Origin of the sequence: Vibrio sp. B7 (assembly GCF_963888765.1) — a bacterium.
In the GTDB taxonomy this organism is placed as follows: Bacteria; Pseudomonadota; Gammaproteobacteria; order Enterobacterales; family Vibrionaceae; genus Vibrio; species Vibrio anguillarum.
Genome location: NZ_CAWPKR010000040.1, coordinates 146,680 through 171,287, shown reverse-complemented (window position 1 = coordinate 171,287; position 24,608 = coordinate 146,680). Strand labels below are relative to the sequence as shown.

23 protein-coding genes and 17 tRNA genes are annotated in these 24,608 nt (G+C 44.1%); 22 read left to right on the top strand and 18 right to left on the bottom strand.

What is annotated here, in order from left to right; translation table 11 throughout:
• Nucleotides 1-180: 180 nt before the first annotated feature.
• The 16 genes from AACV32_RS17710 to AACV32_RS17635 all read left to right on the top strand — a co-directional run bounded on the left by AACV32_RS17710 (nucleotide 181) and on the right by AACV32_RS17635 (nucleotide 2,166).
• Nucleotides 181-257, top strand: a tRNA-Met gene (locus tag AACV32_RS17710).
• A 40-nt stretch (nucleotides 258-297) separates the two neighbouring features.
• A tRNA-Leu gene (locus AACV32_RS17705) sits at nucleotides 298-382 on the top strand.
• A gap of 25 nt (nucleotides 383-407) precedes the next feature.
• Nucleotides 408-482: transfer RNA gene (locus tag AACV32_RS17700), tRNA-Gln, on the top strand.
• A gap of 81 nt (nucleotides 483-563) precedes the next feature.
• Nucleotides 564-648, top strand: a tRNA-Leu gene (locus AACV32_RS17695).
• Nucleotides 649-673: 25 nt separating this feature from the next.
• Nucleotides 674-748, top strand: a tRNA-Gln gene (locus AACV32_RS17690).
• Nucleotides 749-826: 78 nt separating this feature from the next.
• Nucleotides 827-903, top strand: a tRNA-Met gene (locus AACV32_RS17685).
• Nucleotides 904-948: 45 nt separating this feature from the next.
• A tRNA-Leu gene (locus AACV32_RS17680) sits at nucleotides 949-1,033 on the top strand.
• A gap of 19 nt (nucleotides 1,034-1,052) precedes the next feature.
• A tRNA-Leu gene (locus AACV32_RS17675) sits at nucleotides 1,053-1,137 on the top strand.
• 24 nt (nucleotides 1,138-1,161) lie between these two features.
• Nucleotides 1,162-1,236: transfer RNA gene (locus AACV32_RS17670), tRNA-Gln, on the top strand.
• A gap of 81 nt (nucleotides 1,237-1,317) precedes the next feature.
• Nucleotides 1,318-1,402: transfer RNA gene (locus AACV32_RS17665), tRNA-Leu, on the top strand.
• Between the two features lie 25 nt (nucleotides 1,403-1,427).
• Nucleotides 1,428-1,502, top strand: a tRNA-Gln gene (locus AACV32_RS17660).
• A gap of 81 nt (nucleotides 1,503-1,583) precedes the next feature.
• A tRNA-Leu gene (locus tag AACV32_RS17655) sits at nucleotides 1,584-1,668 on the top strand.
• A 25-nt stretch (nucleotides 1,669-1,693) separates the two neighbouring features.
• Nucleotides 1,694-1,768 (top strand) — tRNA-Gln (locus tag AACV32_RS17650).
• 80 nt (nucleotides 1,769-1,848) lie between these two features.
• Nucleotides 1,849-1,933 (top strand) — tRNA-Leu (locus tag AACV32_RS17645).
• Between the two features lie 19 nt (nucleotides 1,934-1,952).
• Nucleotides 1,953-2,029 (top strand) — tRNA-Met (locus AACV32_RS17640).
• A gap of 52 nt (nucleotides 2,030-2,081) precedes the next feature.
• Nucleotides 2,082-2,166: transfer RNA gene (locus AACV32_RS17635), tRNA-Leu, on the top strand.
• Nucleotides 2,167-2,338: 172 nt separating this feature from the next.
• On the opposite strand, the gene AACV32_RS17630 is transcribed toward AACV32_RS17635, so the two are convergent.
• From AACV32_RS17630 to AACV32_RS17560, 15 genes are all read right to left on the bottom strand, one after another.
• Complete coding sequence (locus AACV32_RS17630; protein ID WP_026027393.1) at nucleotides 2,339-3,472, bottom strand: flagellin; 1,134 nt, start codon at nucleotides 3,470-3,472, stop codon at nucleotides 2,339-2,341.
• Nucleotides 3,473-3,978: 506 nt separating this feature from the next.
• On the bottom strand, nucleotides 3,979-5,118 hold the full coding sequence (locus AACV32_RS17625; RefSeq protein ID WP_017047296.1) for a flagellin: 1,140 nt from the start codon (nucleotides 5,116-5,118) through the stop codon (nucleotides 3,979-3,981).
• A 395-nt stretch (nucleotides 5,119-5,513) separates the two neighbouring features.
• A complete protein-coding gene (flgL, locus tag AACV32_RS17620; RefSeq protein ID WP_170895526.1) occupies nucleotides 5,514-6,707 on the bottom strand; it encodes a flagellar hook-associated protein FlgL in 1,194 nt (397 codons plus the stop codon).
• Nucleotides 6,708-6,717: 10 nt separating this feature from the next.
• The gene (flgK, locus tag AACV32_RS17615) at nucleotides 6,718-8,592 is read right to left on the bottom strand and encodes a flagellar hook-associated protein FlgK (RefSeq protein ID WP_170895525.1); all 1,875 of its coding nucleotides are present in this window, start codon (nucleotides 8,590-8,592) and stop codon (nucleotides 6,718-6,720) included.
• Nucleotides 8,593-8,734: 142 nt separating this feature from the next.
• The gene (flgJ, locus tag AACV32_RS17610) at nucleotides 8,735-9,658 is read right to left on the bottom strand and encodes a flagellar assembly peptidoglycan hydrolase FlgJ (protein ID WP_017049693.1); all 924 of its coding nucleotides are present in this window, start codon (nucleotides 9,656-9,658) and stop codon (nucleotides 8,735-8,737) included.
• A gap of 9 nt (nucleotides 9,659-9,667) precedes the next feature.
• Nucleotides 9,668-10,759, bottom strand: coding sequence for a flagellar basal body P-ring protein FlgI (locus tag AACV32_RS17605; RefSeq protein WP_013856256.1), 1,092 nt, complete (start codon nucleotides 10,757-10,759; stop codon nucleotides 9,668-9,670).
• Between the two features lie 47 nt (nucleotides 10,760-10,806).
• Entirely contained in the window at nucleotides 10,807-11,586 is a 780-nt protein-coding gene (gene flgH, locus AACV32_RS17600; protein ID WP_017045947.1) for a flagellar basal body L-ring protein FlgH, read from the bottom strand.
• Between the two features lie 23 nt (nucleotides 11,587-11,609).
• A complete protein-coding gene (gene flgG / locus AACV32_RS17595; protein ID WP_010319379.1) occupies nucleotides 11,610-12,398 on the bottom strand; it encodes a flagellar basal-body rod protein FlgG in 789 nt (262 codons plus the stop codon).
• A gap of 21 nt (nucleotides 12,399-12,419) precedes the next feature.
• The gene (gene flgF / locus AACV32_RS17590; protein ID WP_026027903.1) at nucleotides 12,420-13,169 is read right to left on the bottom strand and encodes a flagellar basal-body rod protein FlgF; all 750 of its coding nucleotides are present in this window, start codon (nucleotides 13,167-13,169) and stop codon (nucleotides 12,420-12,422) included.
• A gap of 197 nt (nucleotides 13,170-13,366) precedes the next feature.
• Nucleotides 13,367-14,671 carry a flagellar hook protein FlgE gene (gene flgE, locus AACV32_RS17585; RefSeq protein WP_026027395.1) on the bottom strand — a complete coding sequence of 435 codons (1,305 nt, stop codon included), beginning with the start codon at nucleotides 14,669-14,671 and terminating at the stop codon, nucleotides 13,367-13,369.
• A gap of 43 nt (nucleotides 14,672-14,714) precedes the next feature.
• A complete protein-coding gene (gene flgD, locus AACV32_RS17580) occupies nucleotides 14,715-15,422 on the bottom strand; it encodes a flagellar hook assembly protein FlgD (protein WP_017049694.1) in 708 nt (235 codons plus the stop codon).
• A gap of 16 nt (nucleotides 15,423-15,438) precedes the next feature.
• Nucleotides 15,439-15,855 (bottom strand): flagellar basal body rod protein FlgC, encoded by a 417-nt coding sequence (gene flgC / locus AACV32_RS17575; protein WP_010319383.1) that lies wholly within the window; start codon nucleotides 15,853-15,855, stop codon nucleotides 15,439-15,441.
• 4 nt (nucleotides 15,856-15,859) lie between these two features.
• On the bottom strand, nucleotides 15,860-16,255 hold the full coding sequence (gene flgB, locus AACV32_RS17570; protein WP_013856251.1) for a flagellar basal body rod protein FlgB: 396 nt from the start codon (nucleotides 16,253-16,255) through the stop codon (nucleotides 15,860-15,862).
• 266 nt (nucleotides 16,256-16,521) lie between these two features.
• Entirely contained in the window at nucleotides 16,522-17,349 is an 828-nt protein-coding gene (locus tag AACV32_RS17565) for a protein-glutamate O-methyltransferase (protein WP_013856250.1), read from the bottom strand.
• A 10-nt stretch (nucleotides 17,350-17,359) separates the two neighbouring features.
• Nucleotides 17,360-18,286: a chemotaxis protein CheV gene (locus AACV32_RS17560; protein WP_013856249.1), complete on the bottom strand. Its 927-nt coding sequence runs from the start codon at nucleotides 18,284-18,286 to the stop codon at nucleotides 17,360-17,362.
• 77 nt (nucleotides 18,287-18,363) lie between these two features.
• Here AACV32_RS17560 and flgA point away from each other — a divergent pair, with 77 nt between their 5' ends.
• The 3 genes from flgA to AACV32_RS17545 all read left to right on the top strand — a co-directional run bounded on the left by flgA (nucleotide 18,364) and on the right by AACV32_RS17545 (nucleotide 20,016).
• On the top strand, nucleotides 18,364-19,110 hold the full coding sequence (flgA, locus tag AACV32_RS17555) for a flagellar basal body P-ring formation chaperone FlgA (protein ID WP_013856248.1): 747 nt from the start codon (nucleotides 18,364-18,366) through the stop codon (nucleotides 19,108-19,110).
• Nucleotides 19,111-19,238: 128 nt separating this feature from the next.
• Nucleotides 19,239-19,559 carry a flagellar biosynthesis anti-sigma factor FlgM gene (gene flgM, locus AACV32_RS17550; RefSeq protein ID WP_017049695.1) on the top strand — a complete coding sequence of 107 codons (321 nt, stop codon included), beginning with the start codon at nucleotides 19,239-19,241 and terminating at the stop codon, nucleotides 19,557-19,559.
• A 31-nt stretch (nucleotides 19,560-19,590) separates the two neighbouring features.
• Complete coding sequence (locus tag AACV32_RS17545) at nucleotides 19,591-20,016, top strand: flagella synthesis protein FlgN (protein WP_017043109.1); 426 nt, start codon at nucleotides 19,591-19,593, stop codon at nucleotides 20,014-20,016.
• A 98-nt stretch (nucleotides 20,017-20,114) separates the two neighbouring features.
• Here AACV32_RS17545 and flgP read toward each other — a convergent pair whose 3' ends face one another.
• On the bottom strand, nucleotides 20,115-20,546 hold the full coding sequence (gene flgP, locus AACV32_RS17540; protein WP_017043110.1) for a flagellar assembly lipoprotein FlgP: 432 nt from the start codon (nucleotides 20,544-20,546) through the stop codon (nucleotides 20,115-20,117).
• A gap of 9 nt (nucleotides 20,547-20,555) precedes the next feature.
• Nucleotides 20,556-21,191, bottom strand: coding sequence for a FlgO family outer membrane protein (locus AACV32_RS17535; protein ID WP_013856244.1), 636 nt, complete (start codon nucleotides 21,189-21,191; stop codon nucleotides 20,556-20,558).
• 161 nt (nucleotides 21,192-21,352) lie between these two features.
• Here AACV32_RS17535 and AACV32_RS17530 point away from each other — a divergent pair, with 161 nt between their 5' ends.
• The 3 genes from AACV32_RS17530 (at nucleotide 21,353) to AACV32_RS17520 (ending at nucleotide 23,289) form a co-directional block, all read left to right on the top strand.
• Nucleotides 21,353-22,486: a flagellar assembly protein FlgT gene (locus AACV32_RS17530; protein WP_017049696.1), complete on the top strand. Its 1,134-nt coding sequence runs from the start codon at nucleotides 21,353-21,355 to the stop codon at nucleotides 22,484-22,486.
• Between the two features lie 54 nt (nucleotides 22,487-22,540).
• Nucleotides 22,541-22,617: transfer RNA gene (locus AACV32_RS17525), tRNA-Arg, on the top strand.
• 165 nt (nucleotides 22,618-22,782) lie between these two features.
• On the top strand, nucleotides 22,783-23,289 hold the full coding sequence (locus tag AACV32_RS17520; RefSeq protein ID WP_029189872.1) for a Fe3+-citrate ABC transporter substrate-binding protein: 507 nt from the start codon (nucleotides 22,783-22,785) through the stop codon (nucleotides 23,287-23,289).
• Nucleotides 23,290-23,393: 104 nt separating this feature from the next.
• Here AACV32_RS17520 and AACV32_RS17515 read toward each other — a convergent pair whose 3' ends face one another.
• Nucleotides 23,394-24,380: an OmpA family protein gene (locus AACV32_RS17515; protein WP_026028522.1), complete on the bottom strand. Its 987-nt coding sequence runs from the start codon at nucleotides 24,378-24,380 to the stop codon at nucleotides 23,394-23,396.
• Nucleotides 24,381-24,608: the final 228 nt, after the last annotated feature.

Below are 24,608 nucleotides of genomic sequence, written 5' to 3'. Positions count from 1 at the left end.
TCAATAAGCTTAATGATTTATTAACCGTTTTTGATCACAAACACGTCTCTTTGTTCAAAAAAAGTTCGAACGGTTGGTTTCAAAGAATTTATTCAAAAAAACTATTGACGCTCTAGAGCCATATCCGCATAATGCGCTCCGTTCTCGACATTAAGGCAAACTTAAAGAGAGAATAAAAATGGCTACGTAGCTCAGTTGGTTAGAGCACATCACTCATAATGATGGGGTCACAGGTTCGAATCCCGTCGTAGCCACCATTTCCTAAGTATTTTTCTTATAAAAATATTTAGGAAAGTTGCGGAAATGGCGAAATTGGTAGACGCACCAGATTTAGGTTCTGGCGCCGCAAGGTGTGAGAGTTCAAGTCTCTCTTTCCGCACCATTATTTAGATGAGCAATCATCTTGTAGGGCTATCGCCAAGCGGTAAGGCAGCGGCTTTTGATGCCGCCATCCCCTGGTTCGAATCCAGGTAGCCCTGCCAATATTGAGATGACTAGCGAATAAACTGGTCATAACAACGATTCAATGAATACCAATATTCACTGAATCTACAGGTTAAGTTGCGGAAGTGGCGAAATTGGTAGACGCACCAGATTTAGGTTCTGGCGCCGCAAGGTGTGAGAGTTCAAGTCTCTCCTTCCGCACCATTATTTAGATGAGCAATCATCTTGTAGGGCTATCGCCAAGCGGTAAGGCAGCGGCTTTTGATGCCGCCATCCCCTGGTTCGAATCCAGGTAGCCCTGCCATTATTCAAATGGGTCAGTGTTTAAAAAACCATTGGCACATGAGTGTGGATTGTATTATATTGTCTCGCTCAAAAAGATGGCTACGTAGCTCAGCTGGTTAGAGCACATCACTCATAATGATGGGGTCACAGGTTCAAATCCCGTCGTAGCCACCATAATTTAGTTGTTAGCGAAAGTTGGCAACACATAGATATCGAGCTGCGGAAGTGGCGAAATTGGTAGACGCACCAGATTTAGGTTCTGGCGCCGTAAGGTGTGAGAGTTCAAGTCTCTCCTTCCGCACCATCTCGATAACTAAAAATTTGCGGAAATGGCGAAATTGGTAGACGCACCAGATTTAGGTTCTGGCGCCGCAAGGTGTGAGAGTTCAAGTCTCTCTTTCCGCACCATATTTAGATGAGCAATCATCATGTAGGGCTATCGCCAAGCGGTAAGGCAGCGGCTTTTGATGCCGCCATTCCCTGGTTCGAATCCAGGTAGCCCTGCCATATTTCATATGGCTAGCGATAAGCTACCCATAACAACGATAAATTGAGTAACCAATCCTCAGTTTATCTACAGCATAAGTTGCGGAAGTGGCGAAATTGGTAGACGCACCAGATTTAGGTTCTGGCGCCGTAAGGTGTGAGAGTTCAAGTCTCTCCTTCCGCACCATTATTTAGATGGGCAATCATCTTGTAGGGCTATCGCCAAGCGGTAAGGCAGCGGCTTTTGATGCCGCCATTCCCTGGTTCGAATCCAGGTAGCCCTGCCATATTTCATATGGCTAGCGATAAGCTACCCATAACAACGATAAATTGAGTAACCAATCCTCAGTTTATCTACAGCATAAGTTGCGGAAGTGGCGAAATTGGTAGACGCACCAGATTTAGGTTCTGGCGCCGTAAGGTGTGAGAGTTCAAGTCTCTCCTTCCGCACCATTATTTAGATGAGCAATCATCTTGTAGGGCTATCGCCAAGCGGTAAGGCAGCGGCTTTTGATGCCGCCATCCCCTGGTTCGAATCCAGGTAGCCCTGCCATTATTTGTAGGGTTAGCGATAAGCTGACCGTAAAAAGATAAGCTGAATTAATAACATTCGGTTTATTTAAAGAATACGCTGCGGAAATGGCGAAATTGGTAGACGCACCAGATTTAGGTTCTGGCGCCGCAAGGTGTGAGAGTTCAAGTCTCTCTTTCCGCACCATGATTTAAGATTGTCACATGGCTACGTAGCTCAGTTGGTTAGAGCACATCACTCATAATGATGGGGTCACAGGTTCGAATCCCGTCGTAGCCACCATTTATAACGATAGTTTGAATAACCAATGTTCAATCTATCTACAGTACAAGTTGCGGAAGTGGCGAAATTGGTAGACGCACCAGATTTAGGTTCTGGCGCCGCAAGGTGTGAGAGTTCAAGTCTCTCCTTCCGCACCATCAATTCAAACCCAGCTTAGGCTGGGTTTTGTTTTATTAGCCTCATAACAATATATCCTTTCCTCCCGTTTTAACCGTTGGTTCATTTTTCAGATCCATTCTTTGATCACGTGAAAAGTGAGGCATAAAAAAATCCAGCCGAAGCTGGATTTTTAATTTAAAAGTTAACGACTTAACCAAGCAAACCAAGAGCAGCATTAGGCGCTTGTTTAGCTTGTGCCAACACTGAGCTTGATGCTTGAGAAAGGATCTGCGATTTAGTCAAGGCAGTGGTTTCTTTCGCAAAATCAGTGTCTTTAATTCGGCTCTTAGAAGCATTTACGTTTTCGTTGATGTTATCTAAGTTGTTAATCGCATGGTTGAAACGGTTTTGGAATGCACCCAGTTGAGCACGATGGCTGTCTACAAATTGCAGTGCCGCATCAACAATGGCCACTGATTCTTGCGAACCACCTACAGAAGTGACATCAATGGTATCGACTGTCACATCTTTTGCTGCTTGGAAACTCAGTTCACCCGCTAAGCTGCCACCAAAGGTTGCTACGCCATCAATGCGGTTGCTATCAGTAAAGATTTGCAGTTTGCCTTCATCGTCAACAGAAGCTTTTAACATGTCGGTTTGACCATTGATGTAAGTGGCCAACTCTTCAATGTCATCACCCTCTTTTGCGCTTAGGTTGATGGTTTGCTCACCGGTACGTTTGTCGGTCAACGTAATGGTCAGATCATTCGCTCCGGCTTGAACTGTCCAATCTTTATCTTGACCATTTGCTGCCTTATAGCTTTTACCACCCATCAATGCATTATCGCTGCGCATATTATTCAGGCTAAGCATTACTGCTTCACCGTTATCCGCACCGATTTGGAACGATTTGGTATCAAAAGTACCGTTGAGCAGCTTATTACCACCAAATGATGTAGTTTCAGCAATACGATTGAGTTCATCATTCAGCGCAGTGATCTCTTCTTGAATCGCTACACGCTCGGACTTAGAGTTCGAACCATTTGACGATTGTAGAGATAAGTCACGCATACGTTGCAAAATGTTGGTGGTTTCGTTCATTGCACCTTCAGCTGTCTGCGCAATTGAAATGCCATCATTTGCGTTGCGCACGGCAACATCTAAGCCTCTGCTTTGAACGTTCAAACGGTTAGAGATTTGCAAACCTGCTGCGTCATCTTTTGCGTTATTAATTTTGAAGCCTGATGATAAACGTTCCATTGATAACTGTTGCGCATTGCTAGCACTGTTTAGGTAGCGTTGTGCTGTCATAGCTGAAACGTTAGTGTTTACATTAACCGCCATAGTGGTTCTCCTATTGATTTTCCGACTTAGCGTCATAGACAAACGGTTTCCGACGTCTCGGAAAACCAAGTAGTTCTCTCAAAGTACTATTATTAGCGACTGCGGTTAGGAATCCTTTAACGGGAAAACGACGATTTCGTAAAAAATAGCCAATATCGATTAAAAGTGGGATAAACGCTGCAAAACTGGCTGAAATACAAAAATAGCATTAAAGATTTGACGCGATTGGTCGGCTTAACGGGCGATTGAAGAGCATTGATAAGAGCAAGAAGTTATAGATAAAGAAAAGCCCCTTTTCCTTTGAGAGAACCGGGGCTAGTTGGTAGCCAGAGCCAATGTGGAGATCAGAGAAATGAACACATTACCGACTGACCGGGGCGTATGATTATCTATGACTATAAAGCAGGGTACATCTTGAGAGAGCTTTATATTCGGCCATAATCATACTTTGCCAAGGATTCCTTCACCTAACCCACGTCTGAGCTGTTGGATGAAGGGTCCTAACATTACTGCAATAGTGACATTGCAGAATTTGGCAACTGTTTTGCTTGAGCGAGAATCGAGGTACCCGCTTGTTGCAGAATCTGTGCTTTCGTCATTTGCGTGGTTTCTTTCGCAAAATCTGTATCTTTAATTCGACTGTTGGATGCTTCAACATTCTCTTGGATATTGGCCAAGTTGTTGATGCTATGGCTTAAACGGTTTTGCTTCGCACCGAGCTCTGCTCGTTGTGAATCCACATATCTCAACGCAGCATCCAGAACGCCCACTGCATTTTGAGAGCCACCAACTGAGGTGATATCAATATCTTGAACCGTCGTCTTAACGCCCGGTCCGCCGTTTAGGCCAAGTTCGGTTGCCAAACCACCAGAGATGGCAAGGTCACCTTGTAAATTCGGTTCTGCGGCAAAAATTTGCAGTTTACCGTCTTGATCAACCGATGCTTTAAGCTTATCGGTTTGACCATTAATGTAAGTCGCTAGCTCTTCAATATCATCGCCATCTTTGGCTAACACATCGAGAGTAACAAGCTCACCTGCCTGGGTGGTGAATTCAAATTTCAAATCACGCGCGCCCGCTGGCACTCCCCAATCCTTGTCCTTTCCTTGCTCTGCAAGGAACGATTGGCCACCCATACGGAAGTCATCAGCACGTATGCTGGTAAGCCCCATAATGATCGCCTCACCTGAGCTCGCACCAATCTGGAACGATGCTTCACCGAACGAACCGTTGAGCAGTTTACGTCCACCGAATGAGGTCGTTTCTGCAATACGGTTTAACTCATCTTGCAAGGCGGTCGACTCTTCATTCAAAGCTTGTCGCTCTGACGCCGAGTTGGTGCCGTTTGCTGATTGAAGAGCAAGATCACGCATACGTTGCAAGATACTGGTCGACTCATTCATTGCCCCTTCCGCAGTCTGAGCAATCGAAATACCGTCGTTGGCATTACGCATTGCCACATCTAGGCCACGAGACTGAGCGGTTAAGCGGTTTGAAATTTGTAAGCCTGCCGCATCATCTTTAGCGCTGTTGATTTTATTACCTGATGATAAACGTTCCATCGAGGTATTTAATTCACCCGTCGCTTTATTAAGGTAACGCTGAGCAGTCATTGCTGAGACGTTAGTATTTACTGTAATGGTCATAGTTTGCTCTCCTAGTGAGTTCGCAAGCTTTTTGCGAAGCGGCCAGCTTTACTCTCATTTGGAAGCACTGACCGTGAACTTGCTAAATCCGCTATTTGCCGATTTAAAAACTTGTTGTATCAACTCTGATATAGACAATTCAATTAGTATGCCAACTTTTAAAACATCTGATATTAAAATTAATATTCTTTGTTTTTTAATCACTTAGAATAAATTTAATCATTCTATCTTTGTGAGTGAGCATCCAGTTCTTTCTCGTTAGCAACAGAGTTGCCACTTTCGTTTGCCGCTCTATTGCCTCTTTATCTCTCGATAATAGATGAGCAATTTCCAGGCCAATTTTTCAACACATTCCACTCTTCGCGCATATGGCTTAGCACATAAGGCATTGAAGATTAGATATAGTTGAAAAGGGTCAAATCTTTCGTTTTACCAAAAGCCAGTTGTGAAGCCTGCAACGCACGTGAATTCTCATTAAATTCAATCACCGCTTCTGCGTAATCGAGATCTTCAAAGTTACTTTTTGATTTCGCTAAACTGATTTTGAAATCTTCATGCTGTTCTTGTTGAATATCTAAAGTGCTCAAGCGTGCACCGACATCAGTACGCACTTTATTGAGATGAATAAAGGCGGCATGAAACTCTTCCGTAATTTGGTGCAGTTTCGCTGTCGTCGACGCATCCGATACGGAGCCTTGCGAGAGCTCAATCGCGTCTTTATAGCTATCAAATAAGGTAAAGGTTGAACGCGGCTCTAGGCTTAACACATCACCTTTCGAAATTTGTCCTTTTACGTGCACCGTCAGATCTTGATATCGAATGCCTTTTTGTGGATCAAACTCATCGGCCTGTACCACGCTGCCATCTTTCTCTAATTGGTAACCATATTTGCCGTTAGCCATATCAATAAACGTCACGGTATAGCGTGATGTATCATTCGAGTCTAAATTGGTTGCGCGCTCGAGCAGTAACTCTGAACCTTCGTTTAATTGATAGTTTGGTTCGTAGTTACCAAACGGGTTATCAATCTCCATAAACACTTTATTACCCGGATTATTGAACGGGATCTCTAAGCTGTTGGATATACGCATTTTGCGCTGATAATCATCGCCGGAATAAGTCACGTTACTGGCATTATCTCTAAAGAAAGGCTGATTCTTCGGCTTGGTTCCAGCAAACATGTAATTACCGGACTCATCTTGCGTATTTGCTAGTTCAATTAAGTTGTTGAACATCTCTTGCAGCTCACGCGCTTTCGCTTCTCTATCTTCTGGAGAGAATGAGCCGTTAATCATTTCCATGACAGTACGCTTTGCCTCATCGGTCGAGCTTTCCGCATTGGCAATGATTACTTCTTGATGTTCTAAGCGGTTTCGAACCAGCACTATTGCATCAAGATATTGGCGTAATTGCTCTTCTTGCTGCCCTACTTTTTGGATGTAATGAGTGGCTAATGGACTATCACTGGCTGAAAGCAACTTCTTACCTGACGCTAGCTGCGCTTGGTTATGATGGATCTTTGATTCTTGACGGCGCATATCGTTTTGCACCGATTGATAGTTATGGAAGCTTGATATTCTGGTTAACATTTATCGCCTCCTATCTCAGCTGCAAAATCGTGTTGAAAGTATCATTAGCCACCTGCATGATGCGTGAGGAAGCCATATAAGCTTGTTGGAACTTCATCATGTTCGCGGCTTCCTCATCAAGGTTGACTCCGGAAATGGACGCAATGCGCTCCTGCGCTGACTCTTTTTCAAGCCTGGCCACGTCACTTAAGCGTGACGCGGTGGCCAGCTGCAAACCAAAATCAGTATTGAGATCGTGATAAACCCCGAGCACGGTCGTTTCACCGTCGTTGAGTTTTTTCTCCGTTTGAATTTGCTGCATCTTACGTAAATTGCCGTTATCACCTTCTGAGGGGACAAGGTTTGCCGTAAATTTATCATTGGGTAGCGCGCCGGCCGTCAATTCAAACGTTGTACCAAGCACAGTAATCGAATTCGATGGTGGGTAGGCCTGTGGTTCTAACAGCACGTTGCCTTTAGTATCCGTGACCGCAAATTGATCGCCCGTTGGTGAGATCACCACTTCAAATTCACGCAGCCCACCAGCCGATAAAATATTAAATTTTGCCTGCCCTTGGGCAAAAGTGGTGGAGGCTTCATAACTTTGTGCGGCAATGGCTGTCGGATCGTTGGTCGCCATTTTCATAATAGCGGCACCATTACGCGTTGGACGCAGCAATATGCGCTCCCCGGCTTGAGGGGCGTTGCGAATCTCAACTCGCATTCCATCTAAAAATAAACTGCTGCCAACGACCGGAACGTTAACCCGCTCGCCCGTTGGCTTTAATACGGTATAATTGCTGCCGTTGTACTGTAGGGAGTATTCACCACTTTTCAACGCTGAAGTATCTTCGATATAGACCGCCATATCGGCTTTTGAATTGCCAGCGATGATCGCTCGCGAGCGGGCATTGACTTCAGAGTTCACATCCGTAAACAACGCTCTTCCCACATTGCCACGTAAGTCCAAGCCTTGTGATTGCAACTTGTTAACTTCATAAGAGAAAGATGTTGCCATGCGGCCAAGTTCATCCATTAGGTAAGGAATGTGCTTATCTCGCATCGTAAACAGCGCACTTAACTTACCGCCAATATCCTCAGTGGTAATGGTCTTGATCCCTTTGCCTTCAATCATGGCCAAGCGGCGCTGACTCACATCAGGATAACCATCAACCATCTTCATTTGGCTGGCTTCTGTACCTGAGACGAGCGTGTGCCCGCTCCCGATATGGATGTTAAACCCTTCAGCATTTTTACGTGGCGTCACGGTGACCTTGGTGTATTCAGACAACTCAGCCACCAATTTTTCATGCTGGTCCATTAAGTCATTGTGAGGACCAGGAGTGCGCATCATTAAGCGCTGTAAATCTCGCAGCTCAAGCGCCAATTGGTTAATACGCTCAACGGCAACATCTAGCCCTTTGTTGGTCGCATCAGATTGGCGGCGAATGTTCTCGTGAAAATCATTCATGTTTTGAGTGATCAGATCCGCTTTCTCAAGTACAACTTTACGCGCACCTACATCATTCGGGCTGTCGGCGAGGGTTTTAATCGCATCAAACCATTCATTTAAGTTTTCAGGGATTTTTTTCGAGGCCACTGACGACAATAACTTTGAGAGCATGTCTAAATTTTCTTCGTCGTCACGCTTAAAGGAAAAGCTGGTGGTAGATAGATTTAATTCATTAACGGCAAATTGATCCCATGAGCGGCGAACTTTTTCCACATGTACGCCCATACCGTAGGTTTCACCACCGTATTGGCGAGGCGTATTGGTCCCTTGGATCACAGACTGACGGCTGTAACCTTCTGTATTAACATTAGAAATGTTATGACCTGTGGTGCTGAGTTGTCTCTGAGCGGTAAGTACACTTTGTGCACCTAAATTCAGAAGATCCGACGCCATACTGCCCCCGAAAACCTAATCAAATCAGTGGTTACTGAATATCTAAGTTAGTAATAGCAATATGTATGCCAAAGGAGTTTCAAAGAGGAGATTAGACAAAATAAAGGAAAGATAAAAGCCAGCAAGGCTGGCTTTAGAGGGGTTATTCCATTGCTTCAATTTGAGATTTTACTCTCAGCACTTTTTCAGCATAGTATGGGTCCGTCGCGTAACCAGCAGCGTGCAGGCCACGAATGAAAGACTCATCGCTGCCATTATGGTTCAGCGCCACGGTGTAGCGCGGATTGTCATTGAGAAAACGAACATAGTCATTAAAACTGTCTTGATAATTTCCATAAGAACGGAACGCAGCTTTTTCCATCACGGGTGTATTATCATGATATTCAAGAGTTTGCGTCGCCACTTTCTCACCTAACCAACTTTTATCCGCTTTGATGTTGAATAAGTTATTACTGCTACCACGAGCATTTTGAACAACTTTTTGTCCCCATCCGGTTTCTAATGCCGCTTGAGCAAGTAGCAGTGAAGAGTCAACACCTAATGCCCGCGCTGCTTTTTCAGCATAAGGTTTCATTGAAGCTACAAACGCTTGCGGCGAATCAAATCGACTCGATTCGACCTTGCTAGGTTCGATCGTTTCTTGCGTTGAGAGGCGGCGGTTGTTACTGCGTTCGATACGGCGCATGGCTTCTTGGAAACCATCTTGCGTCGGGTCGGTTATTGATGGATCGTTTTTCGAGGTGCCGTTAGCCTGACTGAGCTGCGCCACAATCATATCGGCAAGCCCTAAAGAACCGGAGGCACTGAGCTCGCTCGACATTTGTTCATCAAGCATTTGTCGATAGAAATCTTCGTTTTGGCTGTTGAACATCTCAGATTTAAAATCGACATTGGCGTCTCGCATCGATTTGAACAACATTGAGGTAAAAATCGCTTCAAACTGTTTGGCTGCGGCCTTGAGCGCCGCTGACTCGCCTTCTTTATCACCGGTTTTTGCTTGCTGACGTAGCTTATCTAAGCTAGCAATATCATGAATAAAGCCAATATCATTGGGATTATTAATCATCTTCCTCTCCTAGATAATGATCAGTTGGCCTTCAATCGCGCCAGCTTGTTTCAATGCTTGCAAAATCGCCATCAAATCTGAAGGAGCTGCTCCCACTTCGTTGACCGCGCGCACTAAATCATCCAAGGTCAAACCCGGTTCAAATTTAAACATTTTACCTTGTGCTTCAGACACTTCTATTTGGCTATTAGGCACCACAGCTGTCTGACCACCCGCTAACGCATTGGGCTGACTGACATTCAAATTCTCTTTAATGGCAACAGTCATACCACCGTGCGTCACCGCAGCAGGTTTTAAGCGCACATGCTGGCCGACAACAATAGTTCCCGTTCGTGAATTAACGATAATTTTGGCTGAGCCATCCGCTGGATCAAACTCAACATTTTCGATTGCAGAAAGAAACGCGACGCGCTGCCCTACATCTCGCGGTGCACGGATACGTACTGACGTTGCATCAACCGCGGTCGCCATCTCTGGGCCTAAGAAGTTATTCACTGCATCTGCCATACGTTGCGCTGTGGTGAAGTCAGATTCAAGCAAATTGAAGGTAATAAAATCGCCACGGCTAAAAGGTGTTGGTACTTCACGTTCCACCATAGCGCCGCCTGAAATCAGGCCAACCGTTGGGTTATTGCCGACAATTTTAGAACCATCAGCACCGGTGGCACTAAAACCACTGACCACTAAATTACCTTGGGCCACGGCGTAAATTTGACCATCCAACCCCTTAAGGAAGGTTTGCATTAGAGTGCCGCCACGTAAACTTTTAGCAGAGCCGATAGAAGAAACGGTGACATCGACACTTTGACCTTGCTTGGAAAACGCCGGTAATTCGGCCGTGACAATCACGGCGGCAACGTTCTTTGTTTTCGGTTTAGTGCCCGGCGGCAATTGAATGCCGAAATTTTGCAACATGGCGTTAAAACTTTGGTCGGTGAACGGTGTCGATTCACCCGTTCCCGGTAGCCCAGTGACTAGACCATAACCCACTAATTGGTTACTCCGCACGCCCGCAACTTGAGAGACATCTTTGATACGGGCCGCTTGTGCATGGGTTGCGATGAGCAACAGACTTAAAACAAGCAGGGTGAATTTTTTCATGGTCTAGTACCTTAATTTCTACGTTTCTTTACGCCAGAACTCCGGCGTTACAGAGAGACATTAAAGAATCGTGCCAAGAATCCAGGTTCTTGCATATCTTGATTGGTGCCTGTGCCTGAATATTGGATGCGTGCATTAGAAATACGAGTAGAAGCAATGGTGTTGTCAAAGTCGATATCATCGGGACGAATGGTACCGCTTAAGCGAATGTATTCATCGCCAGTGTTCAGTGTGAGCCATTTTTCACCACGGATGACTAAGTTGCCGTTGGCGAGTACTTCAATCACTTCAACCGTGATCGAACCAGAAATACTGTTACTTTGGTTGGCTGCAGAACTGCCATTGAACTTGTTGTCATTTTTCAACGCATAAGAGAAATTGTAATCACCCACAGTGAGATCTTTACCGCCGACAGCGAGTGGATCCATAGACGCATCATTGGATTTGGATAGATCCGCATCAGCACTCTTGGCCGCTTTAGTACTTTCATCAAGATTGACGGTAATAATATCGCCAATGCCACGCGGTTTTGAATCATCATAAAGACTGTTCATTTGTGCCAAATTAAACAGTGAACCAGTTTCCGCGGCATAATGTTCCGGTTTCTGTTTTGGGTGGATAGGGGCCCAAGCAGGATCACCGGCTACGGGATCGGAACGCTTACGCATTGAGTCCAGTAAACCAGAACCTTCTTCTGCAGACTTATCCCCTTCAACCGCGTCCACCACGGTTGTACCTTGAACCACTTCAGGAGTATCGACCGGTGGCGGCATTAACGAGCAACCAGACAAAGCAGTAACCAATACAAGACTCAATAGACGTTTCATCGCAGCATTCTCTTAGTTAATGATTAGAGTTGTTGGTTCACAAAACTCATCATCTTATCGACTGCTGAGATGACTTTTGAGTTCATTTCGTAAACGCGTTGCGCTTCAATCATGTTGACCAACTCTTCTGTGACGTTCACGTTAGAGGTTTCAAGCATGGATTGACGAACATCACCGAGGCCGTCAAGCCCTGGCACCCCTTCTTGTGGATCACCACTAGCACCGGTCGGTAGATACAAGTTTTGACCAATCGGCTCTAGACCGCCTGGGTTGATAAAATCAACCGTGGTAATTTGTCCAACCACTTGGTTATTTTGCTGGCCACGAAGCCTAACTGACACTTCACCATCATTACCGACAGTAATAGAGATTGCATCAGGTGGAATAACAATTTCCGGCTCTAAATTATATCCAGCACCGGAAGTCACAATTGCCCCTTCGTCGTTGAGGGTAAATTGACCATTTCGGCTATAAGCGATATTGCCATCTGGCATCAGGATTTGGAAAAAGCCGTCACCTTCAATCATCATATCGAGGCTATTGGTCGTGGTTTGTACGTTGCCGTGGGTATGCACTTTTTGTGTTGCCACGACTTTAGAACCCGCACCAAGCATCAAACCGCTTGGCAGTTTGGTATTTTGCGAAGATTGACCGCCCGGTTGATTAATATTTTGATAAAACAGATCTTCAAATACCGCACGCCCCTTTTTAAAACCAATAGTCGAGGCGTTCGCTAGGTTGTTTGAGATAGTGGCAATATTGGTTTGTTGGGCATCAAGCCCGGTTTTACTTACCCATAATGCAGGTTGCATAGTAATCTCCTTTAACGCTTATCAGCTCATACGAAGTAATGAATCGGACGATTTGTCCATCTCTTCTGCGGTGCTCATCATTTTGACTTGCATTTCAAACTGACGTTGTAGCTCAATCAAGCTAGTCATCTCACCCACCGCATTGACATTACTGCCTTCCAGCGCACCTTTTAATAGCTTTACGCTAGCATCTGCTTCGAATGCTGCATTAGGATCTTTAGCACGGAATAAACCATTCGTATCTTTGTATAGGGATTGATTATTGGGGCGAACCAGTTTAATTCGGCCTACCACTTCCATCGCATCGGCTGGAGCGCCTTGCGGACGAACGGAAATAGTACCGTCATTACCGATTTCTACTTTACTCAATGGAATAGGTAGAGTGATTGGCGCGCCCGTTCCATCTAGCACTAGATGGCCGCTACCATTTATGAGCATGCCATTTTGGTCAATGCTTAGGTTGCCACTGCGGGTTAACCCCTCTTTGCCGGTTTTATCCATCATGGAAATCCAACCGTCACCTTGAATGGTGATATCGAGATCGCGCCCTGTGGTAATGACACTGCCTTGCGCAAAATTATGTCCCGGACGTTCTGTCATGCTAAACACGCGGCTCGGTAACCCTTCGCCATAAGCTTGCATTGAGCGAGCTTGCGCCAAATCAGCACGGAACCCCGTGGTACTGACGTTTGCTAAATTGTTCGCTCTTAATTGCATGGCTTGCATGTTTTGCTTTGCGCCACTCATGGCGAGAAACAGTGCGCGATCCATAATCTGCTCCAATAATCATCGTTCGATCATTAAAAGCAATTGACGTGCCAACTTATATTTAAACTAAAAATCAATATGTTAAATGCAATTGCACAAAAAATAGGGAGGATATAACGAAGATTGCCGCAAACAGATGGCAACAATACCAAGCTAACATTGCCGCTAACTTGGTATTGCCATTGATGACGTTAAAGGAATTAACGGATCTGTAGTATGTTTTGTTGTAGCTGGTTGTGAACTTCAAGCGCACGCGAGTTCGCTTGGAAGTTACGCTGAGCAGAGATAAGATCCACCAGCTCTTGAGTCATATCAATGTTGGATTGTTCAATAACACCATTGCTGATGGTACCAAATGAGCCTTTGTTTGATTCACCCCAAATTTTATCACCGGAGAATTGAGTCGAATCCCACTGCGTACCACCTTTTTTATCTAAGCCTTGTTCATTGGCTACGCGGACAAGCCCCACACGTCCTAGAATGGTATTTTGACCATTTGAGTAAGTGGCTAGCACACTGCCATTTTCATCGAAATCGATCTTCGTCAAAAAGCCCGTGGTTGCACCATCTTGTACAAATTTAGTCAACTCAAATGGAGCGGCAAATTGCGTAGCCGAATCGAGACTGAACGACAATGTTTGGTTAGCATCCGCACCGTTGAGTTCAACTGGGTTTGCCCCCAAACCTAAAGGCTCGGTTACAATTTGCTGACCATTATTCATGCTGGCTAGCGTACCATCATTATTAAACTTCATGGTATGCCCAATATGACCCGTCGGCGTAGTAGCATCACCACCAACTACATTGATTGGTTTCTCACCAGTTTTATCCGTCACGGTGTAATAGGTTTGCCATGTGTTAGCTTGCGTCTGATCTTTGAGGTAATAGGATGTCAACTTATAAGGCTGACCCATCGAATCGTAGATCGTAGATGAGGTGGTACGGTTGTACGTCTCAGGATCAGTAATATCAAATAAGGTTGGGTCTTTTAACTTACCATTAGCTGGCAAGTTCGCGCCAAGTTCAACATTGGCTGTCTGTTTAGGTTTACCAAACTGAGCAGGAATATTGATAGGTTTTGGCTCATACGAAAGAACATCACCAGTATCAGGGTTAACATCATAGCCAAGCAAAAACTCGTCATTTGACGTTACCATGTAATCATTTTTATCGAGGTGGAAAGCACCATTTCTGGTCAACTCATTTTGTTGAGGCGTCAGCTTATCTTTCGCAACCGCAAAGAACCCCGTTCCCGCAACGCGCAAGTCCATCGGGTTATTAGTATAAATACTGGAACCTTCGTGGAATTGTTGTGCCACTTTGTTCGCCTGAACACCTTGACCAGGAGTGGTTTTGGAGTTGGTAAACAATGAGGTTGAGTAAACATCACCAAACTCAGCACGCGACTCTTTAAAACCAAAGGTATTCGCGTTAGCAATGTTGTTACTGGTGGTGTTCAGATCTAACTGAGCTGCGGATAAACCGCTTAATGATATATACGACATTCCAAAATCTCCTATCTAGCTAGCATATCTACTCTATAAAGAGTTACGCTTTGCCAACTTCTAGTACTTCAGCAAGTTTAACTGGCGATGTAAATCCAGCCAGATTGAGCAGTACGTTACCATCACCTTTACCCAGCAGAACGCTATTGACGTTTGCGTAAGTCGATACCGCAAACTCCTTGCTTTCTCCATCGAGCAAACCCGAAGCTTTCACTTGGTATTTGCCGCCCGGCAATGGATTACCGTTTTGATCGTTACCGTCCCATTCAACGCGATTATCACCGGCTGATTTAGCCCCGACATCAAAGGTACGAACCAATTGTCCAGCTTCATTCTCTATTCGGACAAACAAGTTCTCTAAACTTTGAGGAAGTTTGACCATCGCAGCCATCCCAGCACCCTCTTTTTTGATCCCTGCCGCTCCCGGGACTAAGACATCACGGCCAACCAGTGATGAAGCCTGTAGAGCTTGGTTGGATGTCATCGACGAGTTGAGACTCTCAAACTGAGTGTTCATTTTGCCGATACCATCAACTGTGGCAAATGACGCCATTTGGGCGATCATCTGGTCATTACTGACCGGTTTAAAAGGATCTTGCTGAGCCAGTTGTTTGGTGAGTAACGATAGGAAGTCTTCTTGTTTAAGATCTTGCTTCCCCGTTGTCTCTTCTGTTTTCTTTTGGTCTTGAAGACTTTTCAGCTGGTCAACATAAGACAAGCCGCTTTGACCAATGTTATTTATTCCGGCCATACGCTACCTCCTTATCTTATTGACCCATCTGCAGCGTGCGCAGCAGCATTTGTTTACTTGCATCAGCCACCTGCACGTTCGTTTGATAAGAACGAGAAGCCGAAATCATGTTAGCCATCTCTTCCATCACATTGACATTAGGCTTGTAAATATAGCCTTCATCGTTGGCAAGTGGGTGATCTGGGTTATATTCTGCGTTAAGCGGTTTATCGCTTTCAACAATACCTAATACTTTTACAGGTACATTATGATCACGGTTATAACGCGCTTTACTTAACTCTGCACCAAACACCGCGTGACGCGCTTTGTAAGTATCTTTCGCCGAACTACTCACACTATCCGCATTGGCTAAGTTACTTGAGGTCGTATTTAGACGAACAGATTCAGCACTCATTGCAGAACCAGTCACATTGAACACATTAAATAAGCTCATCTACTTATTCCCCTTTGATTGCTTTCGTTAAGTTCTTGAATTTACTTCCTAAGAAGTCCAGTGAGGCTTGGTGTCTGATCTGGTTTTGCATAAACAAGTTACGCTCTAAATCTACGTCCACCGTGTTGCCATCACCCGTATCAGGTTGAGTCGGAATTCGATAGAGACTCTCGCCAGTTACTTTCGTGGAGGCAGATATATGCCGACCATCCGTACGGCTAAGACCAATGCTTGCCCCTGAACTTGCCGCCTGCAATGCTTTTTGAAAGTCCATTCCTTTTGCTTTAAAGCCCGGTGTGTTCGCCTGTGCAATATTGGTGGAAATCACCTCAGCATTGCGCTCACGTACACCAACCGTGTGTTGGTGAATACCTAATGCGTTATCAAAAGAAATAGCCATGTTTGCCTCTACACTAAAAACTGACTGTTACTACTCATATTAAAAGCAATTAACGTACCAACTTAAAAAAACGAACCGTGTTTACAACAATTTTATCTAAATAAGAATCCGTCGAAATGTAAGCAAAATATACGCCGCTTTATCCACTTGTCGCCCACAACTTCAGTAAATCTCACCAATCAAAACGAAATTAGGGGAAAGAAAAAGCCCAGCAAAAGCTGGGCAAGTAACTAAACGTAAGCAAGTAACTCAACGTAAGAATGTGGCTATTTGAGTTTATAAATGATGCCAGGGTTACAACGAACCATTTCAAACTTATCGGTCAATCCTGTCAGTGACTCCGATGCGCCGAGCAATAAGTAGCCACCGGGGTTTAAGCTACTAGCCATTTGATTTAATACTTTCGACTTCATATCAGGTGAGAAATAAATCAAAACGTTACGACAGAAAATAATATCGAATTTACCCAATAAGGCATAGCTCTCCATTAAGTTCTGAGGACGGAAGTTAACTAAACGCTTAACGTTATCTTTGATTTTCATTCGGCCATCACCAGCATCCTCAAAAAAGATTTTACGACGCTCCGGTGATAACCCTCTGCCAAGTGCTAAATTGTCATAAATCCCCGCTTTACACATATCCAGCATGCTGGCAGAAATATCCGTCGCGGTGATGGCTACGCTCGGCAACATACCCGGCTTGCGCTGTTGAGTTTCCAGCACCGTCATCGCCATTGAGTAAGGCTCTTGACCTGAAGAGCTTGCCGCTGACCAAATTTTTATAGGGCGTTTATTTGCAGCGACCTCGGGTAATAGACGTTCCGCTAAAACGGTGAATGGGTAAGCATCACGGAACCACAGTGTTTCGTTGGTGGTCATGGCATCGACCGCTGCAACTCGTAGCTCACGGTTTCGCCCCGTAACCACATCACGTAACAAGTCAGAAAGAGAGGTTAACTTGAATTTAGCAACCAGTGGACTTAAGCGACTTCTCACTAAGTACTGTTTGCTATCTCCAAGTACAATCCCGCACTGAGATTCCAAAAAACGGCTGAAATCGCGATATTCTTGATCGCTTATAGTTATAGCAGTCATTAATTTCTCTTTAGTTAACTAGTGCAGCTTTCACCGCATTCCCAAGCTCATCAGGGTTGAATTTAGCAATGAATGAGTTTGCACCCACTCGCTCAACCATGGCTTGGTTAAAAACGCCGCTCAGTGAAGAGTGAAGAATAACGTATAGATCTTTCAAATCTGAATTTCTACGTATCTCTGCTGTTAATGTATAGCCGTCCATTTCAGGCATTTCAATATCAGAGATCACTAAAGATATTTGATTGTAAATTGGCCCTTCTGCTGCCATCTCGATCAATTTTTCATACGCCTCTTTACCATCTTTAACAGCAACGACTTCAAAACCTATCGATTCTACTGCTCTTTGAACCTGTTTACGCGCAACGGTTGAGTCATCGGCAATTAAAATTCGACGGATGATCTCTTTTTCTGTTTCTACTTGGGCGATCGATTCACCAATAGATGAATCCATTGTCTCATTAACCGGAGAAATCTCTGCCAAAATTTTCTCTACATCGAGAATTTCTACCAATTCGTTATCAATATTGGTGACTGCGGTTAAGTAGTTATCTTTGCCTGAGCCATCTGGTGGAGGAAGAATGGCTTCCCAGTGCATGTTGACAATTCGATCCACCGAGCTGACCAAGAAAGCTTGGATAGATCGGTTGAATTCAGCAATGACCACAAAACACTTATCAAGGTCCGCGGTGGGACGTCCGCCCACGGCCAAACTCAAATCAATGACAGAAACGGTTTGACCACGAATATGAGCAACACCTTTGACTAGGCGATGTAAATTGGGCATCAAAGTTAACTTCGGGCACTGGAGCACCTCTTTAACTTTAAATACGTTGATACCATAACGTTGCCGTCCCATTAGACGAAACGTTAAGAGTTCTAATCGGTTTTGACCAACGAGTTGCGTACGCTGATTCACAGAATCAAGAATACCCGTCATAAGCTCATCTCCATCTCAAACTTTTATGCAAAAAAGTGGTAGTCTACTACAGGCTATGAAGAAACCAGAGAAACAGAATGATGCATACAAAAATATGTTTACATCTACTTTCCATAACTAAGTGTAGAGCTTTCTATAGAAATTTTTATCTCTCTATCGGCTTTTTATTGTTTTTCTTTAATTTTTCTCTTCATTCTGCCACTTTGCCGCAAGTTGAAGCCATTCAACAAGCTGCGGAACAACATGTTTTAGAAACAATTGAGTGGCCTCCCAGCGGGGAGTTAAACGTAAAAGCGGCAAATGTTGATGACCGAATTTATGCCACCGACTGCCCCACACCGTTATCGACCTCTTCCTCATCCAGTAATGGTTCTGCAAGTAATATCACAGTTCTGGTTGAATGCATTGAAGATAACTGGAAAATTTATGTTCCTGTAAGACTGACCATTTCACTGCCACTTGTCACCGTTGCCGTACCCATTTCTCGTGGGCAGCAAATTACGCAGCAAGATGTCTTGATTACAATGGTAGACTTACACCGCTTTAGACGACAAGGTTTTTCCGATATAAATCGTATCGTCGGAGCTAAAGTGAAAAAAAACATGCGTATTGGCGATGTCGTTGAGCAAGATGATATATGCGTCGTATGTCGTAATGAAAACGTTATGATTCAAGCAGTCAAGCAGGGAATGATCATCACAACCAAAGGAACCGCTTTAAGTGATGGTATTTTTGGTGAGCAGATAAAAGTGAAAAATGATAAATCAAACCGTATAATAGATGCACAAGTAACCGGTATTGGTGAAGTCACGGTTCAATTTTAACGCTTTCATTACACTTCTAAATGTGTTTACGTTGTTAAGAAAGTGAAACAGAAAAAAAAACTAAAGTAATCACAAGCACCGTCGATATTGACTGTACAGGTTTCCATTATTATTAATAAGGCTCACATATGGCAGGTATTGATAACATACGTTCGGGGCAAACAGTAACGACGACAAATCGTAGTAATGCTCGTACTGAATCGAATGCATCTCCATCGACATCCGGCTCGGTCACTCGTTCACCTCAAAATCAAGATGCGGTATCACTTAGTACCCAAGGTAAGGCCATTGGTGAAATGCACAACCAAATGGTATCTCAGCCAAGTTTTGATAGTGCCAAAGTCGCTGCAATTAAAGATGCGATAGCCAATGGCTCATATAGAGTCGACCCAGAAAAGTTGGCTGATAATATGATTAAATTTGAAAAAGAGTTGGGTGGTTTTAACTAACCCTACTTTTGACTAATTAAGGCAACATACAATGGCTGTATTAAAAGACTTAGTCGATTTCCAATTGAAAAATGCACTAGAACTCTCTTCGCTACTTGAACAAGAAAAGTTAGCAATTACGAGCCGTTCATCAAGTGAAATCGAAGCTATTGCCAAACAAAAGATGACCTTAGTTGGACAACTTCAACAAACTGACCTCCGAATTGCGAAACATCCTCATGTCGTGAGCCTGACTGAAGATGTACTCCTGTCGCAAATCGTTGATCAAATTCGTTCCATTGTTCACGATTGTCAGCAAGCAAACCTTGTTAATGGTGAGGCGCTACAACGTGCACAACTCAGTTTTAATAAACTCAATAATTTGATGCAGCAAAGCCACGGAAAAATTGGCATGACGTATAACGCTGGTGGGCAAACCCACACTGTGTCCACTTTAGGGACCAATATTAAAGCGTAACCAACATGCAGCTGAGTGACTAAATTTTTTAAGCTGAAACGAATTAAACAGAAAAGCGGCAAACTTTGCCGCTTTTTCGATCTGGAGAGAAGGAAGATTTAGAAGAGTGTTTGTTGACGTTTTTCTGGTACTTGCTGAACTTCTCCGTAGTCACGCAGTTTATCCATCTTACGGATATCGAGACGTAACTCAGTGACATAACTGTCACCCACCTTATAACTGCGGACCACTTCTGCTCCGCGGATAACACCATCAACCGCTCCCGACGTCAGCTCTGTGCCCAATCGCTGATCTTGTAGTTCAGCACGACCACTCACTCGCATTCCATAGACTTGCTCTGCCAGTTCGCGATAAGCATCGATTTTAGAGGCACGCATTGCACGGACTTGCTTTTCATCCACACTACGCCCAGTTTGCTCACTGATATTGGCATAACCTACCGCCGTCAACCATTCATCAGCGCGCATGGTTTGCAATGGCTGGCAACCCACCATCATGATAGTCACTAGAAGTAATAGCCATTTTTTCATTGGTTTCTCCTATGGACGCAAGATAACAGTATACGGCTGCTTAATCGTAGGGTCAGAGCGAATTAACACACCATCTTGTGTACGGATACTGTTGAGCGTATCAAGATCACGACCAATACGATCAGCAGGTAAAAAGCCTTGTGCGGTAGCAACCACAACACGAGACTGCATTCCCACAACACGAGCATTGACTAATACACCGCCTTCTTGACGAAGCATTGTCCCTGTCAGTATGTATTGGATTTCTTGCTCTTGAGCGAGGTCTTTCCAGTCACGACTGAAAGCAAAATCACCTTGCTGCGTTACCTGAATCGAGCCTGTGGTTTTGAAATCAACCACTTTAAATCCTCGACGCTGAAACTGATGGATAAATCCTTCAGAAACCGAGTTACCCAACCAATTAGTCGCATCCATACTTTGCAGGTCCACAAACGATGTTACAGCAATAGGAGTGCGAGCAGAAACACTAGTATTGGACACCATCAAATCTTCTGTCATGCTTTCAACAAAGAAGTCCAACGTGTGACGTGGGCTCTCCATTAGCATAAACTGTGAACCATTGTATGGCTCTTTACCGTTATAAATCGGGGCGTAGGCACAAGCAGTTAACAAAACTGCTGGCACTATCGAAAGCCATTTTTTCATTCTCTTATCTCCAGATATACTGAGGCAATCTTGATTCCAAACTTCAGATTAAAAAACTTGGAACACTCTTTGCTTTTCAAAACTTGTTACACTTTCAAAACGCACTGCCTACATCAGCTAAGATTTTAAAAGCAAAATTTATACCCAACTGGTAAATAACAATGAAAAAAATTATTTCTGTTTTATTTTCAATATGTTGCACCATTACCTTTTCTCAAGCCGTTAATGCTGCTTGGTATGAAGTGACCGGATCGTCAGCCATTGTTTCCTCAGAGGAAGTCGCTCGCCTCAATGCATTGGAAGATGCCATCTATAAGGCGGTAAACTTTGCCGGGGCAGACATCGGTAGTATCAGTAACTTGCGACCACTGCTGGAATCAGACCGTAAAGAGTACCAGTTTACTAACCATGAAGTACGCTATGTGTTAGTTGAAGAGAATAAAACACGTCGGGGAGTGATGTATGTTAAAGCTCGAATTGATATTTATCCTTCGGCAACAGGTTGCCACGTTAGCCAATATAAGAAAACGTTTTTAGTGGGCAACATTGATCTTGCATCGCCACAACAGGCGGTTATGGGGCAAATTTACAGTGTGGGAGATGATTTTGCACAGGTACTCAACCGCCAACTCGATCAAGAATCTCGCAGTTTTGTGTCGGTTGGCACCACAGATTATGCAATTGAAAAACAGCACCCAGAACGCTTAACCATGATTGCAGAGGACACGGGGGCACAGTACATTTTGGGGGGAACCATCACCGATTTAACTGCCACGATAGAGCAAAAATTACTCGCCGATGATGTGATTAACCGTCAATTTGCTATGCAAATCCAAGTGTTTGATGGCAAAACAGGCCAAGAAGTCATGACTAGACATTATAGAGAAGTCGCTAAATGGCCCTTCGCCAAAACCAGTCAGATAGATACGCGCAGTGCTCGTTTTTGGGCTTCAACCTTTGGCAGCATGATGCTGCGCGTCAGCCGAAATATCATGCTTGATCTTGAATCCGAACTTTCATGTAAAATAACACTCCCCGAAGTGGTTGCTAAATATGGTAACACCATCACGATGGATCTAGGACGTGTGCATGGCGTTAAAACCGGTGACCAATTGCAGTTGTGGCATACAGGTTCATTCATTGATCAGAAAGGACTACCACGAAATAAAGTGACTCAAAGTGATATTACCCTTACGGTTACTCGCGTCTATGAAAACGAAGCGGAGCTGAGTGTTGATCAAGAAAATCTCGCCTCTAGCATACAAATTGGCGATGTTATGCACAAACAGCTTTAATTTTCGTTTTAACTAGTTAACTTCACAAAATTATTGAGTAAACTATCCCACCTTGCTCCCGTAGCTCAGTAGGATAGAGCGGCCCCCTCCTAAGGGGCAGGCCACAGGTTCGACTCCTGTCGGGAGCGCCATTTTGATAAAGCCTCAACACCCAACCGGTGTTGAGGCTTTTTTCTTATGACGAAAAACTGACCTAATATTGATTTGAGCCACTATGATTCATATACAGTGCTTACTGTAAGTTCTATGTCAAATAATCTAGAATTAGTATTAACAGATTTATCGATAGAAAAATGATGAAAAAGAGCAATCTAATCACGAATACTGGTCACCGCTTTATCTCTAAAGCAAAGACCGCCTATAAAATTCATATCCATACACCGGATGATACGGTGCTGCACCGTTCTGTCGGCTATATCCGTATTGGTGAGAAAAAAGGGCTTAAAAAGGCGATAAAGCTGCGTAATGAATTAGGTTCAGAGATGTGGGGCAAACATTGGCGTCGTCTGCTCAAAGATCCCTACTTGATGACTCGCCTACCACACAGTTTAGAACCTAAAATCATATACAAACCCAGACCAACGCTCGATAACCCGGAAGCTCGGGATCCTTGTTATATCGCGGCTTGGAGACACTATGATGAAAAAGGTAACTGTATATTTCAAAGCGTCGTTTGTTCGATCAACAAACATGGCAAGCTTGCCGCTTATACCAAGACGAAAAAGGCGCTATTAGAGGCTTATAAAGAAGACTTGGATATTCTTGTCTACATGGGCCGATTGAATAGTATTGATTTGAAATAACGTGGCGTGATACCGGAGCGGTTAGAGGCTCAAATCCATTGTTTTACAAGAAGAAAGCCCGCGTTTTTTACGGGCTTTCTCTATTTTCTAATACTTAAGCGTTATTATTTCACTTCATAATCAAAGCTTGGAATAACGATATCAACACGACGGTTTTGCTTTCGACCTTCGACTGTATCATTCGATGCGATTGGGCTATTTTCCCCTTCACCTTTTACGGTAAGACGGTTCGCATCCACACCTTTAGCAATCACAACATCAGCAACAACTTGTGCGCGTTTTTCTGATAGTTTCTGGTTGTAAGCCGCAGCGCCAGTTGAGTCAGTATGACCAATAATTTCAGCATCGGCTTGTGGGTAAGCTTGCAAATATTTCACTAGTTTATCGAGCTGGTTAGTACTCTCTGCTGTTAGCTTAGTACTGTTATGGGCAAAACTACTGCTGTCCAAACGTTGAAATGGCACATGCTTAATAACCGTTTCAGGTTCTTGGGGAATAACGACTGGCTCAACCACTGGCTGTACAACTTCTTCAACAAACACCTCTTGCACGATGACTGGCGCAGGTTCTGCTTTACTTCCACCAAATTTATACGAAACACCTAAGGTAGCCGAGTTACCTGCCGCTCGGACAAGATCGTTATTAATATCGGTGAGGCTTTGATATTCCAAGCGTAAAGTGACGTTATTATCGGTGTTGAACTCAATACCAGCGGCACCTAAATATGAGTAATCATCTTTATTGCCATAATCAACATAAGCACCGCCGACTTTAGCATATAAGGCAATGGCATCAGTCAAAGGAAGGCTGACTTTCGGTGCGAGTGTAATGGCCGTTACTTTTTCATCATTCAGCCCCGCACCACTAAATTTGCCCAAGTAATCGTAACCTGCCTCTAATGAAAGCCAATTAAACGCTTGGTAACCAAGGTAAGCACCGACGGTAGAAGATTCATCTTCACACACATCTCCAGCACGACAAGCGTCATCAAGCCAAGATTTACCAACTTTAGCACCTACGTATACTTCAGCCATTGCGGCAGAAGATGCAAAAACAAGCGCCATTGAAACTGCTGCTGCTAACTTTTTCATACTTTTTCCTTTCCTATTTATCGTTATCATAATGCGGTTGCGGTACCCAAAAACGGTTTACTTTTCGCCTACACACATACCTGCATAACTCGGAACCACTATACTGTATCTAAAGAAAGCTTAAATAGCGCATTAGTTTATTCTCTGTCATCGTTTTGTGAAATATTGTCAGTGCTCTACACCAAAGGATTTAACAAAGCCGATATAAAAAAAAACCGCAGCATAAGC

What these genes read in the sequence shown, in the direction of transcription:
- AACV32_RS17630 (WP_026027393.1), bottom strand. Translation starts at nt 3,472, where the DNA reads ATGGCGGTTAATGTAAACACTAACGTTTCAGCTATGACAGCACAACGC.
- AACV32_RS17625 (WP_017047296.1), bottom strand. Translation starts at nt 5,118, where the DNA reads ATGACCATTACAGTAAATACTAACGTCTCAGCAATGACTGCTCAGCGT.
- flgL (WP_170895526.1), bottom strand. Translation starts at nt 6,707, where the DNA reads ATGTTAACCAGAATATCAAGCTTCCATAACTATCAATCGGTGCAAAAC.
- flgK (WP_170895525.1), bottom strand. Translation starts at nt 8,592, where the DNA reads ATGGCGTCGGATCTTCTGAATTTAGGTGCACAAAGTGTACTTACCGCT.
- flgJ (WP_017049693.1), bottom strand. Translation starts at nt 9,658, where the DNA reads ATGATTAATAATCCCAATGATATTGGCTTTATTCATGATATTGCTAGC.
- AACV32_RS17605 (WP_013856256.1), bottom strand. Translation starts at nt 10,759, where the DNA reads ATGAAAAAATTCACCCTGCTTGTTTTAAGTCTGTTGCTCATCGCAACC.
- flgH (WP_017045947.1), bottom strand. Translation starts at nt 11,586, where the DNA reads ATGAAACGTCTATTGAGTCTTGTATTGGTTACTGCTTTGTCTGGTTGC.
- flgG (WP_010319379.1), bottom strand. Translation starts at nt 12,398, where the DNA reads ATGCAACCTGCATTATGGGTAAGTAAAACCGGGCTTGATGCCCAACAA.
- flgF (WP_026027903.1), bottom strand. Translation starts at nt 13,169, where the DNA reads ATGGATCGCGCACTGTTTCTCGCCATGAGTGGCGCAAAGCAAAACATG.
- flgE (WP_026027395.1), bottom strand. Translation starts at nt 14,671, where the DNA reads ATGTCGTATATATCATTAAGCGGTTTATCCGCAGCTCAGTTAGATCTG.
- flgD (WP_017049694.1), bottom strand. Translation starts at nt 15,422, where the DNA reads ATGGCCGGAATAAATAACATTGGTCAAAGCGGCTTGTCTTATGTTGAC.
- flgC (WP_010319383.1), bottom strand. Translation starts at nt 15,855, where the DNA reads ATGAGCTTATTTAATGTGTTCAATGTGACTGGTTCTGCAATGAGTGCT.
- flgB (WP_013856251.1), bottom strand. Translation starts at nt 16,255, where the DNA reads ATGGCTATTTCTTTTGATAACGCATTAGGTATTCACCAACACACGGTT.
- AACV32_RS17565 (WP_013856250.1), bottom strand. Translation starts at nt 17,349, where the DNA reads ATGACTGCTATAACTATAAGCGATCAAGAATATCGCGATTTCAGCCGT.
- AACV32_RS17560 (WP_013856249.1), bottom strand. Translation starts at nt 18,286, where the DNA reads ATGACGGGTATTCTTGATTCTGTGAATCAGCGTACGCAACTCGTTGGT.
- flgA (WP_013856248.1), top strand. Translation starts at nt 18,364, where the DNA reads ATGATGCATACAAAAATATGTTTACATCTACTTTCCATAACTAAGTGT.
- flgM (WP_017049695.1), top strand. Translation starts at nt 19,239, where the DNA reads ATGGCAGGTATTGATAACATACGTTCGGGGCAAACAGTAACGACGACA.
- AACV32_RS17545 (WP_017043109.1), top strand. Translation starts at nt 19,591, where the DNA reads ATGGCTGTATTAAAAGACTTAGTCGATTTCCAATTGAAAAATGCACTA.
- flgP (WP_017043110.1), bottom strand. Translation starts at nt 20,546, where the DNA reads ATGAAAAAATGGCTATTACTTCTAGTGACTATCATGATGGTGGGTTGC.
- AACV32_RS17535 (WP_013856244.1), bottom strand. Translation starts at nt 21,191, where the DNA reads ATGAAAAAATGGCTTTCGATAGTGCCAGCAGTTTTGTTAACTGCTTGT.
- AACV32_RS17530 (WP_017049696.1), top strand. Translation starts at nt 21,353, where the DNA reads ATGAAAAAAATTATTTCTGTTTTATTTTCAATATGTTGCACCATTACC.
- AACV32_RS17520 (WP_029189872.1), top strand. Translation starts at nt 22,783, where the DNA reads ATGAAAAAGAGCAATCTAATCACGAATACTGGTCACCGCTTTATCTCT.
- AACV32_RS17515 (WP_026028522.1), bottom strand. Translation starts at nt 24,380, where the DNA reads ATGAAAAAGTTAGCAGCAGCAGTTTCAATGGCGCTTGTTTTTGCATCT.